This is a genomic window from Agromyces sp. CCNWLW213, from assembly GCF_037199545.1.
GTDB lineage: Bacteria > Actinomycetota > Actinomycetes > Actinomycetales > Microbacteriaceae > Agromyces.
Genome location: NZ_JBBBDX010000001.1, coordinates 382077 through 398800 on the forward strand (window position 1 = coordinate 382077; position 16724 = coordinate 398800).

General features: G+C 71.7%; 16 protein-coding genes. 9 read left to right on the forward strand and 7 right to left on the reverse strand.

Annotated elements, in window-relative coordinates:
* Positions 1-151: 151 nt before the first annotated feature.
* Positions 152-553: a GntR family transcriptional regulator gene (locus WBQ80_RS01835; RefSeq protein WP_336570165.1), complete on the reverse strand. Its 402-nt coding sequence runs from the start codon at positions 551-553 to the stop codon at positions 152-154.
* 124 nt (positions 554-677) lie between these two features.
* On the opposite strand from WBQ80_RS01835, the gene WBQ80_RS01840 reads away from it, so the two are divergent.
* The 8 genes from WBQ80_RS01840 (at position 678) to WBQ80_RS01875 (ending at position 11139) form a co-directional block, all read left to right on the forward strand.
* The gene (locus WBQ80_RS01840) at positions 678-2336 is read left to right on the forward strand and encodes an ABC transporter substrate-binding protein (protein ID WP_336570164.1); all 1659 of its coding nucleotides are present in this window, start codon (positions 678-680) and stop codon (positions 2334-2336) included.
* The gene (locus tag WBQ80_RS01845; protein WP_336570163.1) at positions 2314-3294 is read left to right on the forward strand and encodes an ABC transporter permease; all 981 of its coding nucleotides are present in this window, start codon (positions 2314-2316) and stop codon (positions 3292-3294) included. The genes WBQ80_RS01840 and WBQ80_RS01845 overlap by 23 nt, the downstream gene beginning before the upstream one ends.
* On the forward strand, positions 3291-4166 hold the full coding sequence (locus WBQ80_RS01850) for an ABC transporter permease (protein ID WP_336570162.1): 876 nt from the start codon (positions 3291-3293) through the stop codon (positions 4164-4166). Before WBQ80_RS01845 ends, WBQ80_RS01850 begins: the two co-directional genes overlap by 4 nt.
* Positions 4163-5866 (forward strand): ABC transporter ATP-binding protein, encoded by a 1704-nt coding sequence (locus WBQ80_RS01855; protein ID WP_336570161.1) that lies wholly within the window; start codon positions 4163-4165, stop codon positions 5864-5866. Before WBQ80_RS01850 ends, WBQ80_RS01855 begins: the two co-directional genes overlap by 4 nt.
* A gap of 103 nt (positions 5867-5969) precedes the next feature.
* Complete coding sequence (gene valS / locus WBQ80_RS01860) at positions 5970-8564, forward strand: valine--tRNA ligase (RefSeq protein ID WP_336570160.1); 2595 nt, start codon at positions 5970-5972, stop codon at positions 8562-8564.
* Positions 8561-9007, forward strand: coding sequence for a GNAT family N-acetyltransferase (locus WBQ80_RS01865; protein ID WP_336570159.1), 447 nt, complete (start codon positions 8561-8563; stop codon positions 9005-9007). Before valS ends, WBQ80_RS01865 begins: the two co-directional genes overlap by 4 nt.
* Positions 9007-9237, forward strand: a complete 231-nt coding sequence (locus WBQ80_RS01870) for a hypothetical protein (RefSeq protein WP_336570158.1) — start codon at positions 9007-9009, stop codon at positions 9235-9237. Before WBQ80_RS01865 ends, WBQ80_RS01870 begins: the two co-directional genes overlap by 1 nt.
* A gap of 66 nt (positions 9238-9303) precedes the next feature.
* Complete coding sequence (locus tag WBQ80_RS01875; RefSeq protein ID WP_336570157.1) at positions 9304-11139, forward strand: glycoside hydrolase family 15 protein; 1836 nt, start codon at positions 9304-9306, stop codon at positions 11137-11139.
* 55 nt (positions 11140-11194) lie between these two features.
* On the opposite strand, the gene WBQ80_RS01880 is transcribed toward WBQ80_RS01875, so the two are convergent.
* The 5 genes from WBQ80_RS01880 to sufB form a co-directional block, all read right to left on the reverse strand.
* Positions 11195-11524 (reverse strand): metal-sulfur cluster assembly factor, encoded by a 330-nt coding sequence (locus WBQ80_RS01880; protein WP_336570156.1) that lies wholly within the window; start codon positions 11522-11524, stop codon positions 11195-11197.
* 19 nt (positions 11525-11543) lie between these two features.
* Complete coding sequence (sufC, locus tag WBQ80_RS01885) at positions 11544-12311, reverse strand: Fe-S cluster assembly ATPase SufC (protein ID WP_336570155.1); 768 nt, start codon at positions 12309-12311, stop codon at positions 11544-11546.
* A 65-nt stretch (positions 12312-12376) separates the two neighbouring features.
* Complete coding sequence (locus WBQ80_RS01890; RefSeq protein WP_336570154.1) at positions 12377-12703, reverse strand: non-heme iron oxygenase ferredoxin subunit; 327 nt, start codon at positions 12701-12703, stop codon at positions 12377-12379.
* A 1-nt stretch (position 12704) separates the two neighbouring features.
* A complete protein-coding gene (gene sufD, locus WBQ80_RS01895; RefSeq protein WP_336570153.1) occupies positions 12705-13859 on the reverse strand; it encodes a Fe-S cluster assembly protein SufD in 1155 nt (384 codons plus the stop codon).
* Positions 13860-13888: 29 nt separating this feature from the next.
* Positions 13889-15307 carry a Fe-S cluster assembly protein SufB gene (sufB, locus tag WBQ80_RS01900; protein ID WP_336570152.1) on the reverse strand — a complete coding sequence of 473 codons (1419 nt, stop codon included), beginning with the start codon at positions 15305-15307 and terminating at the stop codon, positions 13889-13891.
* 248 nt (positions 15308-15555) lie between these two features.
* Between sufB and WBQ80_RS01905 the strand changes: the two genes are divergently transcribed.
* Positions 15556-16494, forward strand: coding sequence for a COX15/CtaA family protein (locus tag WBQ80_RS01905; protein WP_336570151.1), 939 nt, complete (start codon positions 15556-15558; stop codon positions 16492-16494).
* Between the two features lie 15 nt (positions 16495-16509).
* On the opposite strand, the gene WBQ80_RS01910 is transcribed toward WBQ80_RS01905, so the two are convergent.
* Positions 16510-16719, reverse strand: a complete 210-nt coding sequence (locus tag WBQ80_RS01910) for a helix-turn-helix transcriptional regulator (protein WP_336570150.1) — start codon at positions 16717-16719, stop codon at positions 16510-16512.
* Between the last annotated feature and the right edge of the window lie 5 nt (positions 16720-16724).

The following is a 16724-nucleotide window of genomic DNA, read 5'->3' on the forward strand; positions in this document are numbered from 1 at the left end:
CCCCGCTTGCCCGGCGGCGGAGCGCCGGACCTCTCGTACTGCGGCTGTGACGGGCCTGCCCCGTTCGGTTCTACTGGGCGCGCGGTCGTGCTGCGCGCCGTTCTTCCGAAGACTCCCCGGTGATGGCCGGATCGATGTCGGTCCTCCCAGACTACCGGGTCGCCGGGGGGCGGTGCACGCCGGCGGCCGGTGCTGCCGGTGCCCAGCGGTAGGCCTCGCTGATCAGGGCGAGCAGTGCGGGCTCTCCGATGTCGCGGGCCCTGGCCTCGTCGACGAGGTCGTGGATGGCGCCGGCGAGTGCCCCGTGGCCGCCGAGTCGGACGAGGACGACGGCGCCGCGACCGCGGTGCAGCTCGATGAGCCCCTCGTCGCGCAGGCGCCGGTAGGCGTGCAGGACGGTGTGCATGTTGACGCCGACGGATGCCGCGAGGTCGCGTGCAGCGGGCAGGCGCTCGCCGCCGGCGAGGCGCCCGTCGATGATCGAGGCGCGGATGCCGCGCGTGAGCTGCTCGTGGAGCGGCAGCGGGTCGGCGGGATCGATGCGGATCAGCACCCCACGAGCGTATTGTTCTATCGATTACCGAACAAGTCGCTTGTGAGCGGATGCCGGCGGTGTCAGGATGAACCCGGCCCCGACGACGTGCGGCCCACCCACTCCCCCTGTCGCAAGGACTTCGATGCGTGCTGCACCCGTGACCCGACGGCCCCTGGGCCGTTCCGCCCTGATCGCCGCCGGACTGGTGTCGGCCCTCGCGCTCGCCGGCTGCCAGGCCGACGAGCCGCAGGCCTCCGACGAGCCCGTGGAGGGCGGCACGCTCGTCTACGCGAGCGGTGATGCCGAACCCACGTGCCTCGACCCCCACGTCGGCGGCAACTATCCGCAGGCGCTCATCGCGGGCCAGTTCCTCGAGTCGCTCGTCTCGCGCGACGGGTCGGGCGAGATCGTCCCGTGGCTCGCCGAGTCCTGGGAGGCGTCGGACGACGGGCTCGCGTGGGAGTTCACGCTGCGTGAGGGCGTGACGTTCACCGACGGCACGCCGTTGGACGCCGAGGCGGTCAAGGTCAACGTCGAGCACCTGCAGGACCCGGCGACGCAGTCCTCCACGGGCTACCTCGCGATGGGCAAGGTCGAGCGCGTCGAGGTCGTGGACGACCTGACGGCCCGGTTCGTGCTCACCACTCCCGACAGCGCGCTGCTCGAGTCGCTCAGCCAGCCGTGGACCGCCATCCAGTCGCCTGCGGGCATCGCCCGGGGCATGGAGGAGAACTGCGAGGCGCCCATCGGAACGGGCCCGTTCGTCGTCGACGAGTGGGTGAAGCAGGATCGCGTGACCCTCGTCCGCAACGACGACTACTCCTCGCCCCCGGCCGACGCCGAGCACGACGGGCCGGCGTACCTCGAGGCGATCGAGTGGCGCTTCGTGCCGGATGCCGCGTCCCGCTACGCCGCGCTGCAAGGCGGGCAGGTCGACGTGATCGACAACCCCCAGCCCGACACGGTCGCCGCCGCGGAGGAGTCGGGCGCCTTCACGTGGCTCGACGCGCCCCGTCCGGGTGCCTCGAACCGCATCGAGCTCAACTCCGGCCAGGCGCCGTTCGACGACGAGCGCGTGCGCGAGGCGTTCATCCGTGCCGTCCAGGTCGACGAGGGCATCGACGCGCTGTTCTTCGGCACGGCCGAGCGATCGTACTCCGCACTGTCGTCGGTCGAGGCGCTCGCGTACTCCGAGCCGTCGCTCTTCGAGCCCGACCTCGACCGTGCGAACCGGCTGCTCGACGAGGCCGGCTGGACCGGGCGCGACGCCGACGGCACGCGCCTGAAGGACGGGCAGCGCCTCACGCTGCGATTCCCCGTGAGCACGAACCAGTCGATCCCCGCGGAGCAGTCGCTGTTCGAGCAGGTGCAGGCCACCGCGAAGGAGGCCGGCTTCGACGTCGTCATCGACCTGCTCGACCTGTCGAGCTGGTACGGGCGCCTCTTCGTGAACGAGTACGAGATCGTGAGCGCGCCGTACACGAAGGTCGGACCCGACGTCCTGCGGATCCTGTACCACTCCGACAGCATCACTCCCGCACCGAGCGGCTACTTCGCCAACCTCGCGCAGCTCAGCGACCCCGAGGTCGACGCACTCCTGACCGAGGCCGCCGCCGAGGGCGATGCCGACGCGCGCGCCGGCGTGTACGAGCAGGCCCAGCAGCGCATCCTCGGCGGGTACTACCTGCTGCCCCTGTACGACCAGCAGAACGGCTTCCTGCTCGACCCGTCGGTGCGCGGCGCGCGCGCCATGCCGACGGTGTCCACGCCGAGCTTCCATGACGCCTGGCTCGCCGACTGAGTCCGGCCGGCGCCGTCGCAGCACCGCCCGTCACGCGGCGGTGCTGCTCGGCGGTGCCGTCTTCGTCATGTGGGCCGTCGCCACGCTGACGTTCTTCGCGATCCGGCTGATCCCGGGCGACCCCGCACAGGCGATCCTCGGCGGCCCCGGCTCGCAGGCGTCCCAGGAGGCGCTCGACCTCGTGCGCGAGGAGTACGGCCTCGACCAGCCGCTCGTCGTGCAGTACCTCGCGATGCTCGGCCGGCTGCTGACGGGCGACCTCGGATCCTCCTATGCGCTCCGGATGCCGGTCGCCGAGCTGCTGGCGGACCAGGTCGGGGGCACGCTCCTGCTCGCGGCGCTCTCCCTCGCGCTCGCGTGGGTGCTCGCGCTCGGGCTCTCGTTGTGGTCGACGGGGCGCGGACGGATCGCGGCGGCCGTGGGCGAGGGCATCGAGCTCACCGCGGCGGCACTCCCCCACTTCTGGCTCGCCGCGGTCCTCATCGCGGTGTTCGCGACCGGCCTCGGATGGTTCCCGCCCGTCGCGACCGGCACGCCCTCAGGGCTCGTCCTGCCCGTGGTGACCCTCGCCGTCCCGCTCGCCGGGTTCCTCGCGCAGGTCATGCGCGAGAGCCTGCTCGACGCGCTGCAGCAACCGTTCGTGGTCTCGGCGCAGGCCCGAGGCGAGAGCACGGCCGGCATCCGGCTCCGACACACCATCCGCCACGCGGCGCTGCCCGGCATCAGCCTGTCGGGGTGGGCGCTCGGATGGCTCCTGTCCGGAGCGGTCGTCGTCGAGACGATCTTCGCGATGCCCGGGCTCGGCCGCACGCTCCTCCAGGCGGTCACGCTCCGCGACATCCCGGTCGTCATCGGCGTGGTGCTGTTCGTCGCGCTCGTGTACGTCGTCATGACCGTGATCACCGATCTCGTCGCCCGCATCGCCGACCCGCGTCTCCGGCAGGAGGCCGCCCGATGAGCGAGCTCGAACTGCGGCAGACCACCGTCGTGTCGGCGGCCGAGCACGAAGCGGCGCGTCCCGCGCGACGCCTCCCCCGCGTGGGGACGCTCCTCGCCGTCGCGTTCACGGCCTTCCTCGCGGTCGCCGCGTTCGCTCCGGGGCTGGTGGAGACCCATCCTCCGAACGCGATCTCCGCCGCGGAGGCATTTCAGCCGCCCTCGCCCGCGCACTGGTTCGGCACCGACGAGTCGGGTCGCGACCTCTACAGCCGCGTCGTCGCCGGCACGGGCACCTCGCTCCTCATCGGCGTCACGGCGACGTTCATCGGCCTGGTCCTGGGCGCCGTGCTCGGCGTACTCGCGAGCTTCGGCGGGCGCGTCGCCGACTTCGGCGTCAGCCGCCTCGTCGAGGTGCTGTTCGCGTTCCCCGGGCTGCTGCTGGCGCTGCTCGTCATCGTCGTCGCCGGCCCCGGCCCCGTGACCGCGACGATCGCGGTCGGGCTCTCGACGGCACCCGGCTACGCGCGCATCATCCGCGGGCAGCTCGTCGCGATCCGCAGCGCCCCGTTCGTCGAGTCGGCGCGCGTGCTCGGCCACGCCCCGCGCCGCATCCTCGTCCGGCACATCCTCCCCAACGCGCTCGTGCCCCTGCTCGTGCTCGCCACGCTGGGCGTCGGGCAGGCGATCGTGTGGGCGTCGGCCCTCAGCTACCTCGGACTCGGCGCGCAGCCGCCCGCCGCCGAGTGGGGCGCGATGCTCGCCGCCGGGCGCACCTACCTCGCGACGGCGTGGTGGATGACCGTCTTCCCCGGGCTCATGATCGTCGGCACCACGGTGGCGACCACGGTCCTCGGGCGGGCGCTGACGCGGCGCGACCGGGAGGTGCGATGACCTCCCGATCGGATGCCACGGGCGCCGACCCGGTGTCCGACGTGCCGCCGCTGCTCGACGTCGCCGGCCTCCGCGTCGCGTTCGGCGGACGGGAGGTGGTGCACGGGGTGTCGCTGCGGATCATGCCCGGCGAGTGCGTCGCGATCGTCGGCGAATCCGGCTCCGGGAAGAGCGTGACCGCCCGATCGCTGCTCGGGCTCGCCGGCCGCGGGTCGAGCACCTCGGTCGACCGACTCGAGGTCCTCGGCCGCGACCTCGCCGGTGCCGGCGAGCGCGAGTGGCGGGGGGTGCGGGGCCGCAGCATCGGCCTGATCCTCCAGGACGCACTCGTCTCGCTCGACCCGCTGCGGCCCGTGGGCCGCGAGATCGAGGACGCCCTCCGCATCCACGAGCGGATGGCGCCCGCCGCGCGCCGCGCGCACGCCGTCGACCTGCTCGACCGGGTGGGCATGCCCGATCCGGCGGTGGCGGCCGGTCGTCGCTCCGGGGAGCTGTCCGGCGGACTCCGCCAGCGCGCCCTCATCGCCTCCGCGCTCGCACTGGATCCGCCGATCCTCATCGCCGACGAACCGACGACCGCGCTCGACGTCACCGTCCAGGCTCGCATCCTCGGGCTCCTCGGCGAGATCCGCTCGCGCGGCACCGGCATCCTGCTGATCAGCCACGACCTCGCCGTGGTCGCCGGGCTCGCCGACCGCATCCTCGTCATGCGCGACGGCCAGGTCGTCGAGGAGGGGCCAGCCGGACGCGTGCTTCGCGCGCCGCGCGAGGCCGACACCCGGGCGCTCATCGCGGCGGTGCCCACGGACCGCCCGCGCGGCGAGCGGCTCGGCATCTCCGCCCCGGACGCCGAGCCCGAGGCGGGCGCGGCCGGGCGGGTCGAGGCATCCGGCCCGCTCGGCGACGCGACGGCCGTCGACGCCGCGACCCCACCCGTGCTGCGACTCGACCGCCTGACGAAGACCTTCCCCGTGCCCGGCGGCCGATTCGCCGCGGTCGACGACGTCTCGCTCGACGTGCGACGCGGCGAGACGCTCGGCCTCGTCGGCGAGTCCGGCTCCGGCAAGACGACCGTGGCCCGGCTCGCGCTCGCGCTCACGGCACCGGACTCCGGCGCGGTGCTCCTCGACGGGAAGCCGTGGTCGAGCGCCCCCGAGCGCGAGCGCCGACCGATGCGCCGCCGCATCGGCGCGGTCTACCAGGACGCCCTGAGCTCCTTCGATCCGCGGTGGCCGGTGCGCGGCATCCTCGACGACGCCGTCCGGACCGTGCGGCCGGGCGCGGGGCGACGCGAGCGGGAGCAGCGGATCACGGCGCTGCTCGACCAGGTCGGGCTCGCGGCATCCGTCGCCCCGCGGCGCCCGCTGACGCTGTCGGGCGGGCAGCGGCAGCGCGTCGCCATCGCGCGCGCGCTCGCCGCGGCGCCCGACGTGCTCGTGTGCGACGAGCCCGTGTCGGCGCTCGACGTGACCATCCAGGCGCAGATCCTCGACCTGCTCGACGACCTCCAGCGGCACGACGGGCTCGCCCTGCTGTTCATCTCCCACGACCTCGGCGTCATCCGCCACATGAGCGACCGCGTCGCGGTCATGCGGGCCGGACGGCTCGTCGAGACGGGTCCCGCCGAGGACGTCTTCGGCTCCCCGCGGCATCCGTACACCGTGCAGCTGGTCGCCGACGCACCGCGTCTGGCCGCCTGAGGACCCCCGGCTTCGGCCCGGCAGGGGCCCTCCGGTAAGCTGGATCGTCGCACATTCAGGCACCCCCATGGACTCGGTGCCGCACATACCGAACCGGAGCATCATGACCGACACTGCGCGCATCCCCGACAAGCCCGCTCTCGAGGGCCTCGAATCCAAGTGGGGCGATGTCTGGGAATCCGACGGCACCTACCGGTTCGACCGCGAGGGCGCGACGCGCGAGGCGATCTACTCGATCGACACGCCACCGCCCACCGCCTCCGGGTCGCTGCACATCGGCCATGTCTTCTCGTACACCCACACCGACGTCATGGCGCGGTTCCAGCGCATGCGCGGGCGGTGCGTCTTCTACCCCATGGGCTGGGACGACAACGGCCTGCCCACCGAGCGCCGGGTGCAGAACTACTACGGCGTGCGCTGCGACCCGTCGCTCCCCTACGACCCCGACTTCACCCCGCCGTTCGAGGGCACCGAGGGCAAGACCATCAAGCCGGCCGACCAGGTGCCGATCAGCCGCCGCAACTTCATCGAGCTCTGCGAGCGCCTCACGGCCGAGGACGAGCAGCAGTTCGAGGCGCTCTGGCGCACGCTCGGCCTGTCCGTCGACTGGACGCAGACCTACCGCACCATCGCCGACGAGGCGCTGTTCACCTCCCAGCTCGCCTTCATCCGCAACGTCGAGCGCGGCGAGGCGTACCAGGCGCTCGCGCCCACCCTGTGGGACGTCACCTTCCGCACGGCCGTCGCGCAGGCCGAGCTCGAGGACCGCGAGCAGCCCGGGCACTACCATCGCGTCGCCTTCCACAAGCCCGCCGGCGGTCACGTCGAGATCGAGACGAGCCGGCCGGAGCTGATCCCGGCGTGCGTCGCGCTCGTGGCGCACCCCGACGACGAGCGGTACCAGCCGCTCTTCGGCACGACGGTCACGACGCCGGTGTTCGGCGTCGAGGTGCCCGTCGTGGCGCACCACCTGGCCCAGAAGGACAAGGGCACGGGCATCGCCATGATCTGCACGTTCGGCGATGTGACCGACGTCGTATGGTGGCGCGAGCTCGACCTGCCCAACCGCGCCATCATCGGGTTCGACGGCCGCGTCCTCGCCGAGGCGCCCGAGGCGATCACGTCCGAGTCCGGCCGCGAGGCGTACGCGAAGCTCGCCGGCAAGACCGCGTTCTCCGCGAAGCAGGCGGTGGTCGAGCTGCTCCGCGAGTCGGGCGACCTGCTCGCCGACCCGAAGGCCATCACCCACCCGGTCAAGTTCTACGAGAAGGGCGACCGCCCGCTCGAGATCGTGTCGACGCGCCAGTGGTACATCGTCAACGGCGCGCGCGACGAGGGCCTGCGGCAGCGGCTCGTCGACCGCGGGCGCGAGATCGGCTGGCACCCCGACTTCATGCGCGTGCGCTACGAGAACTGGGTCGGCGGGCTCTCCGGCGATTGGCTCATCTCGCGCCAGCGGTTCTTCGGCGTGCCGATCCCCGTGTGGTACCCGGTCGACGCCGACGGCGAACCGGTCTACGACCAGCCGATCGTGGCGACCCGCGAGATGCTGCCCGTCGACCCCTCGTCGGCGCCCGCACCGGGCTACGACGAGTCGCAGCGGGGCGAGCCCGGCGGCTTCGTCGGCGAGCACGACATCATGGACACCTGGGCGACCTCGTCGCTCACCCCGCAGCTCGCGGGCGGCTGGGAGCGCGACCCCGAGCTGTTCGACCTGGTCTTCCCCTACTCGCTGCGTCCGCAGGGCCAGGACATCATCCGCACCTGGCTGTTCTCGACCGCGCTCCGCGCCGAGCTCGAGCACGGCGTCGCGCCGTGGGGCAACGCCGCGATCTCGGGCTTCATCGTCGACCCCGACCGCAAGAAGATGTCGAAGTCGAAGGGCAACGTCGTCACGCCGGCCGGACTGCTCGAGCAGCACGGCTCCGACGCGGTCCGCTACTGGGCGGCCTCCTCGCGCCTCGGCACCGACGCGGCCTTCGACCCGCAGAACCCGACGCAGGTCAAGATCGGTCGCCGCCTGGCCATCAAGGTCCTGAACGCCGCGAAGTTCATCCTCGGCTTCGAGGGCGCCGCGGACGCCGCGGTGACGGTGCCCGTCGACCGCAGCATGCTGGCCGGGCTGGCCACGGTGGTCGAGCAGGCGACGCGCGCGCTCGAGTCGTACGACCACGCCCGCGCGCTCGAGTTGACCGAGACGTTCTTCTGGACCTTCTGCGACGACTACCTCGAACTCGTCAAGGAGCGCGCCTACGGCGAGCCGAGCCCCGAGCAGGCCTCGGCGGTGGCCGCGCTGAAGACGGCCCTCAGCGTCCTGCTGCGCCTGTTCGCGCCGGTCATCCCGTTCGCCGCCGAGGAGGCGTGGAGTTGGTCCCACGAGGGCTCGGTGCACGTCGCGCCGTGGCCGACCGTCGACGAGCTCGCCGCCCGCGGCGAGGCGGGCGTCGAACTGCTCGAGCTCGCGAGCCTCGCGCTCACCGGCATCCGCCGCGCCAAGACCGACGCGAAGGCGTCGCAGAAGACGCCCGTCGCGCGGGCCGTCATCGCGGCGCCGGAGCCGGCGGCGACCCTGCTCGCGTCCGCCGAAGGCGACCTCCGCGCCGTCGGCCGCATCGCCGAGCTCCACTTCGACACGGCCGAGGCGCTCGAGGTGCGCGAGGTCGTGCTCGATATCCCGGCTGAGGAGGCCAGCGCATGAGCGTGACGATCCGCGACGTCCGAGACGGCGACTTCTTCGGATGGCTGCCGCTCTTCGACGCCTATTGCCGAGCGCGCGGCGCGGCGCTCGACGACACCAAGGCGCTCATCGTGTGGAGCTGGATCCAGGACCCGCGCAGCGCGCTCCGCGGGATCGTGGCGGTCGACGCCGAGGGAGCCCCGGTGGGCCTCGTGCACTACCACCCCGAGCCGCGCACCGTCGACGCGAGCGTGGGCCTCGTCGTCGACGACCTGTACGTCGACGAGGCGCACCGAGGCAACGGCGTCGCCCGGCAGCTGCTCGCGACCGTGCGCGAGCGCGCCGGCGAGCTGCACGCCACGCGCGTCAGCTGGTCCGCCGACCCGCGGGACCAGGACGGCATCCGCGTCTCCGACGAGGTCGCGCGGCGCAACCCCGGCATCGCGTTCGAGATGGACCTCTGATGCGACTCGGCACCCGATGGGAGTTCGGCGCGGAGCCGCCCGCATCCGTGCCCGCCGAGCTGCGCCCGCTCATCGCGACGGCGGAGTCGAGGGTCGCCGACGGCGCCAGACGACAGTGGACGCTGACCTGGCTCGAGGGTCGCCCGATCGCCGAGCTCGACGACGGCACCGTCGTGACCACCGTCCTCCCGCCCGGCCCCGACGCGGCAACGGCCGACGACGAGTGGTGAGCCGCGCACGGCGCGCGTGCGCGTGACCTTGGTCCCGCCGACGACACGCGCTCCCGCGCAGACTCGGTGACGATCGCCCCGCGCCGCTGGGCCACAGGGGAGGCATCCGTGCACATCGAGGACTACGCGCTCATCGGCGACCTGCAGACCGCGGCGCTCGTCGGTCGCGACGGCTCCGTGGACTGGCTCTGCCTGCCCCGGTTCGACTCGCCGTCCTGCTTCACCGCCCTGCTCGGCGACGAGCGGCACGGGCGCTGGATCATCGCGCCCGGAGGCGACGCGGTCGTGCGCACCGCCCGGCGGTACCGGCCCGGCACGCTGATCCTCGAGACGGAGTTCGAGACCCCGGACGGGGCCGCCCGCGTGATCGACTTCATGCCGCGTCGCGGCGACGGTCCGCCCCGGCTGATGCGCATCGTCGAGGGGATCCGCGGCCGGATCGAGATGCGCATGCACCTCGTGCTCCGACCGGACTACGCGACGATCGCGCCGTGGACCGAGCTCACGCCCGACGGTGCGCGGGCGACCGCCGGGCCCGACACGTTCCGACTCACGACGGCGATGCCCGTGGAGCTCGGCGCGGGAACGATCTCCTCCGTCTTCACGATCGGCGAGGGCCATCGACGACGGTTCGCGCTCACGTGGCATTCCTCGTTCGACCCGGCACCGCCCGTCGAGGACGCGGATTCCGCGCTCGCTCGCACCCAGGCGTGGTGGCAGGAGTGGAGCGGAAGGTGCACGTACGACGGACCGTACCGCGACCAGGTCCTGACCTCGCTCATCGTCCTCAAGGCCATGACGCACGAGCGCACGGGCGGCGTGGTCGCCGCGCCCACCACCTCGCTGCCGGAGGACCTCGGCGGCGAGCGGAACTGGGACTACCGGTACTGCTGGCTCCGCGACTCGGTACTGGCGCTCGAGGCGCTGATCCTCGGCGGCTACACCGACGAGACCCTCGCCTTCCGCGATTTCATGGGGATCGTCGGCACCGGTGACCCGTCCAAGATGCAGATCATGTACGGGATCGACGGCGCGCGGCGCCTGACGGAGTTCGAGCTCGACCACCTGCCGGGGTACGAGGGCTCACGACCCGTCCGGGTGGGGAACGCGGCGTCGGAGCAGTTCCAGCTCGACGTGTACGGCGAGGTCGCCGCCGTGCTGTTCCGGGGATGGGAGGCGCTCGGCGACCGGCGTCCGGAGCACTGGGACCGGTGGCGCACCCTGATCGAGTACGTCGAGACGGTCTGGCGGGAGCCGGACGACGGCATCTGGGAGACGCGCGGACCGAGGCGGCACTTCGTCCAGTCGAAGGTGATGGCCTGGGTCGTCTTCGACCGCGCCGTGCGCCTCGCGGAACGCCACGGCCTCGCCGGCCCGATCGACCGCTGGCGCGGCGTGCGCGACGAGGTCCATCGCGAGGTGTGCGACCGCGGATTCGACGTGGCCCGCGGGACGTTCACCCAGTACTACGGCTCGATCGAGCTCGACGCGAGCGTCCTGCTCATTCCGATCGTCGGCTTCCTGCCGGGCGACGATCCGCGGGTCACCGGCACGATCGACGCCGTCGCCGATGAGCTCGGCCGGGACGGGTTCGTGTCGCGCTACTCGACCGCGCAGACCGACGACGGCCTCGCCGGCGACGAAGGGCAGTTCCTCGCCTGCTCGTTCTGGCTTGCGAACGCGCTCGCCCTGAACGGCCGCGTGGGCGAGGCCCGCCGGCTCTTCGAGCGCCTGCTGGCGCTGTCGAACGACCTGGGACTGCTCGCCGAGGAGTACGACGTGGGCCGCCGGCGCCAGGTCGGCAACTTCCCGCAGGCCTTCAGCCACCTCACGCTGATCGGCGCGGCGGCGGCGATCGCCGCCGCCGAGGCGCGGACCGAGGGCGCTCCACCGATCTCCTGAAACGACGATCGGCCCGTTCCGCAGCTGCGGAACGGGCCGATGCGAGTCGGTGGGATCAGATCGCGAAGCCGAGCGCGCGCATCATGTCGCGGCCGTCGTCGGTGATCCGCTCGGGGCCCCACGGCGGCATCCACACCCAGTTGATGCGGAAGCGCTCGACCACGCCGTCGAGCGACTCGGCGGTCTGCTCCTCGATGACGTCGGTGAGGGGGCAGCCGGCGCTCGTGAGCGTCATGTGGATCACGAGTGCATCGTTCTCGTCATCCCAGCTGAGGTCGTAGATGAGTCCGAGGTCGACGATGTTCACGCCGAGCTCGGGGTCGACGACGTCCTTCAGCGCCTCGCTGATCTGGTCGTAGCGCTCCGGGGCGAGTGAGGTGACCATGCTTCGATCCTACCGGCGCCTACTGGGCGGCGGGCTCGGCCACGTGGTAGCGGTCGTAGCCCTCGTCCTCGAGGCGGTCGGCGAGTTCGGGGCCGCCCTGCTCGGCGATCCGGCCCGCGACGAACACGTGCACGAAGTCCGGCTTGATGTAGCGCAGGATGCGCGTGTAGTGCGTGATGAGCAGGATACCGAGGCCGGTGTTCGCCTTCGCGCGGTTCACGCCCTCCGACACGACCTTGAGCGCGTCGACGTCGAGGCCCGAGTCGGTCTCGTCGAGCACCGCGAAGCGCGGCTTCAGCAGCTCGAGCTGGAGGATCTCGTTGCGCTTCTTCTCGCCGCCCGAGAAGCCCTCGTTGACGTTGCGCTCGGCGAACGCCGTGTCCATGCGGAGGTTGTCCATCGACGTGCGCACGTCCTTGACCCACGAGCGGATGGCGGGGGCCTGCCCGTCGATCGCGGTCTTGGCGGTGCGGAGGAAGTTGGTGACGGTGACGCCGGGGATCTCGACGGGATACTGCATCGCGAGGAAGAGCCCCGCGCGCGCCCGCTCGTCGACCGACATCTCGAGCACGCTCTCGCCGTCGAGGAGGATCTCGCCCTGGACCACGGTGTACTTCGGGTGGCCGGCGATCGTGTAGGCGAGCGTCGACTTGCCGGAGCCGTTGGGGCCCATGACGGCGTGGATCTCGCCCTCGTTGATGGTGAGGTCGACGCCGCGGAGGATCTCGCGGGTCCCCTGGTCGGTCTCGACGTTGACGTGGAGGTTCTTGATCTCGAGCACGGACATGGTGATTCGGTGGTCTCTTTCGTTGGTGCCGGCCCTCGGGCCGGAAGTCGAATGGGTCGGGGAGGTCAGGCGGGGAGCTTCACCTCGGGGTCGATGTGGACGCCCCCGTCGGTGATCTCGACCTTGAAGACGGGCACCGGCTCGTACGCGGGGAGCGTGAGCGGCTTTCCGGTGAGGAGGGAGAACTTGGAGCCGTGCGCCCAGCATTCGAGCGTGTCGTCCTCGACGAACCCCTCGGAGAGCGAGATGTCGCCGTGCGTGCACGTGTCCCCGATGGCGAAGATGTCGCCCGCGGCGTCCTTCACGACGGCGATGGGCACGCCGTCGACCACGAACCGCTGGGCCTCATTGACGGCGAGGTCGTCGACCCCGCACACGCGAGTGGATGCCACGTCAGCTCCCCTGGAGTTCGGCTTCGAGCGCCGACATCAGGCGCTCCTCGAGTTCGGCGTCGCCGATCTGCTGGACGACCTCGGCGAGGAACCCGCGGACGACCAGGCGACGCGCCTCCCCCTCGGGGATGCCGCGTGCCTGGAGGTAGAACAGCTGCTCGTCGTCGAAGCGGCCCGTGGCCGACGCGTGCCCGGCGCCCTCGATGTCGCCGGTCTCGATCTCGAGGTTCGGGACGGAGTCGGCGCGCGTGCCGTCGGTGAGGACCAGGTTGCGGTTCTGCTCGTAGCTGTCGGTGCCGGTCGCCGCGTTGCCGATGAGGACGTCGCCGATCCACACGCTCCGCGCACCCTCGCCCTGCAGCGCGCCCTTGTAGGTGACGCGCGAGCGGGTGTGCGGGGCGTCGTGGTGCACGAACACCTGCTGCTCGAGGTGCTGCCCGGCGTCGGAGAAGTAGAGTCCGAGCGCCTCGACGTCGCCGCCCTGTTCGGCGAGGTGCGTCGACGGGTTGACCCGCACGACCCGGCCGCCCAGCGAGACGACGATGTGCTTGAGCTTGGCGTCGCGGGCGATGCGCGCGAAGTGGTTCGCGAGGTGCACCGAGTCGTCGGTCCACTCCTGCAGTGAGACGACGGTGAGGTTGGCCCCCTCGCCCACCAGGATCTCGACGTTCTCGGCGAGCCGTGCGTCGTCGATCCCGCGCAGCACGACGAGCGCCCGGCTGTTCGGGGCGGCCTCGATGACCGTGTGCGCGGCGCGGGGCGCCGAGCCGAGGCCCGAGCGGGTCACCGTGACGGTCTTCGCCTCCTCGCCCGTGACGGACACGAGCAGCGCCTCGCCGAAGCTCGACCAGGCGTTCGCGGCCGCGCGGTCCTCCGGCAGGCCGGCCGTGCCGATGCGCTCGTCGTCGCGCGGGATCCAGGAGAGGGCCACGCCCGTGGCATCCGTCGACGACACCTGGAGCCGGGAGCCGTCGAGCTCACCGGAGGTGAGGTCGGCGAACGCGGCGACGGGCGAGTACTTCCACTCGTGCTCCCGACCGGTGACGGGGGCGAAGTCGGCGACGTCGGTCGAGCGGAAGCGCTCGGACCGGGTCTGCACGGGCACGACGGCGCCGTCGGAGTGCGGTCGGAAGCCGTGCTGATCGGCGGTGGGCATAGCGGTGCTCTGCGTTGCGACGGTCATCCCTAGCCGACCGATCCTTCCATGCCCATCTCGATGAGCTTGTTGAGTTCCATCGCGTACTCCATGGGCAGCTCTCGCGCGATCGGCTCGATGAAGCCGCGCACGATCATCGCCATGGCCTCGTCCTCGGCGATGCCGCGCGACATGAGGTAGAACAGCTGCTCCTCGCTGACCTTCGAGACCGTCGCCTCGTGGCCGAGCTGCACGTCGTCGACGCGGATGTCGATCGCCGGGTAGGTGTCGGAGCGCGAGATGGTGTCGACCAGCAGCGCGTCGCAGCGCACGGTGTTGGCCGAGTGGTGCGCGTTCGCGTCGACCCGCACCTCGCCGCGGTAGCCCGCACGGCCGCCGCCGCGGGCGATCGACTTGGAGACGATCGACGACTGGGTGTACGGCGCCATGTGGATCATCTTGGCGCCGGCGTCCTGGTGCTGGCCCGGGCCGGCGAAGGCGACCGAGAGGGTCTCGCCCTTGGCGTGCTCGCCCATGAGGAAGATCGACGGGTACTTCATGGTGACCTTCGAGCCGATGTTGCCGTCGACCCATTCCATGGTGGCGCCCTCGTGGGCCACCGCGCGCTTCGTCACGAGGTTGTAGACGTTGTTCGACCAGTTCTGGATCGTCGTGTAGCGCACGCGGGCGTTCTTCTTGACGATGATCTCGACGACGGCCGAGTGCAGCGAGTCGGACTTGTAGATCGGCGCCGTGCAGCCCTCGATGTAGTGCACGTAGCTGTCCTCGTCGGCGATGATCAGCGTGCGCTCGAACTGGCCCATGTTCTCGGTGTTGATCCGGAAGTAGGCCTGCAGCGGGATCTCGACGTGCACGCCCTTCGGCACGTAGACGAACGAGCCACCCGACCACACCGCCGTGTTCAGGGCCGCGAACTTGTTGTCGCCCGCCGGGATCACGGTGCCGAAGTACTCCTCGAAGATCTCGGGGTGCTCCTTCAGCGCCGTGTCGGTGTCGAGGAAGATGACGCCCTGCTCCTCCAGGTCCTCGCGGATCTGGTGGTACACGACCTCCGACTCGTACTGCGCGGCGACGCCGGCGACGAGGCGCTGACGCTCGGCCTCGGGGATGCCGAGGCGCTCGTAGGTGTTGCGGATGTCCTCGGGCAGGTCCTCCCAGGTCTGGGCCTGCTTCTCGGTGGAACGGACGAAGTACTTGATGTTCTCGAAGTCGATCGCCGAGAGATCGGCGCCCCAGGACGGCATCGGCTTGCGGTCGAACAGCTGGAGGGCGCGCATGCGGCGCTGCAGCATCCACTCGGGCTCGTCCTTCAGCCGCGAGATGTCGGCCACCACCTCGGGCGAGACGCCGCGTCGAGCGGATGCGCCGGCCACGTCGGAGTCGGACCAGCCGAACTCGTACGTGCCGAGCCCCTCCAACTCGGGGCGGTCGATGAGTACGTCCGTCATGCTCTCCCTCTTCTCCTCCCACGCACCGGATATCAGTCCGGCCCACCCCCGCCGCCCGGTCGAGGTGCCGCTGCAGTCGTGGGGTGATGTGCGGGTGGCTTCGTCGCGTACCTACAATGGCAGTGGGTCCGCGTGCGCCCTCGCGCGTCTGCCGGACCGTGCCAACCAATCAAGTCTATAGGGTCGAAGGTCCCGGAGTCCCGACTCCCAGTACCCTCCCACCGCGACCCGGATCAGGAACGACGAGCGTGAACCGCTTCATCGCGTGGCTCCCCGACCGCATCGACCGGCGGGTGCGCGTGGTCGCCTGGCTGTCCTTCCTGGCGCAGACCGTGATCATCGCCACGGGCGGCGCCGTCCGGCTCACGGGCTCCGGCCTCGGCTGCCCCACGTGGCCGCTGTGCACCGAGGACTCGCTGGTCACGACGCCCGAGATGGGGATCCACGGCGTCATCGAGTTCGGCAACCGCCTCATGACCGGCGTCGTGGGCATCGTCGCCCTCCTCGTCGTGCTCTCGATCTGGCGCCTCCGCCACGAGCGACGCGACCTGTGGCGGCTCGCGCTCGCCGTGGTGCTCGGCATCGTCGCCCAGGCCGTCGTGGGCGGAATCACCGTGTGGACCGGGCTCAACCCGTTCATCGTCGGCTTCCACTACGTCGCGTCCCTCCTGCTCGTGTGCGTCACGGCCGCCTACCTCGTCCGGCTCCGCACCATGCCGGGCCCGCGCGAGCTCGCCGTGCCGACCTGGTACGCCCGCCTCGCCCACGCCACCACGGCCGTCCTCGCGGTCTCCATCGTGTTCGGCGTGCTGACCACGGCGTCCGGCCCGCACTCGGGCGACGTGAACGCCGGCCGCACCGGGTACGACGCCGAGCTGCTCGAGCACGTCCACGCCTGGCCCGGCTACGCGCTGCTGCTCCTCACGGTCGTGCTCGTGGCGGCGGCGCGACGCCTCCGGCTGCCCACGCTCGGCTGGGGCCTCGCGCTCCTCGCCGTCGAGCTCGTGCAGATCGCCGTCGGGCTCTACCAGGCCCGCAACGGCCTCCCGCCGCTGCTCGTCGGCATCCACATGGTCCTCGCCGCGCTCATGGCCGCGACCATGACGGTCTTCGTGCTGCACCTCAGGCGGCCGCTGGCGACGGATGCCACGGCGCCGGACGCCGAGCTCGCGGCATCCGCTCGCTGATCGTCGCGACACCGCTCACGGGCGCGTGTCGCCGCGCGGCTCGACCCGGTGGACGAGCCGCGCGAGTTCGACGCGATCCGCCGAGCCCGTCTTCGCGAGCAGCCGGGAGCCCTGCGTGCTCACCGTCGTCTCACTGACCACCGGGGCGTCGGCGATCTCGGCGCAGGTCCGCCCCACCGTCACGAGGTCGAGCACGTCGCGCTCATGCTCGGCGAGGCCGGGCACTGCGG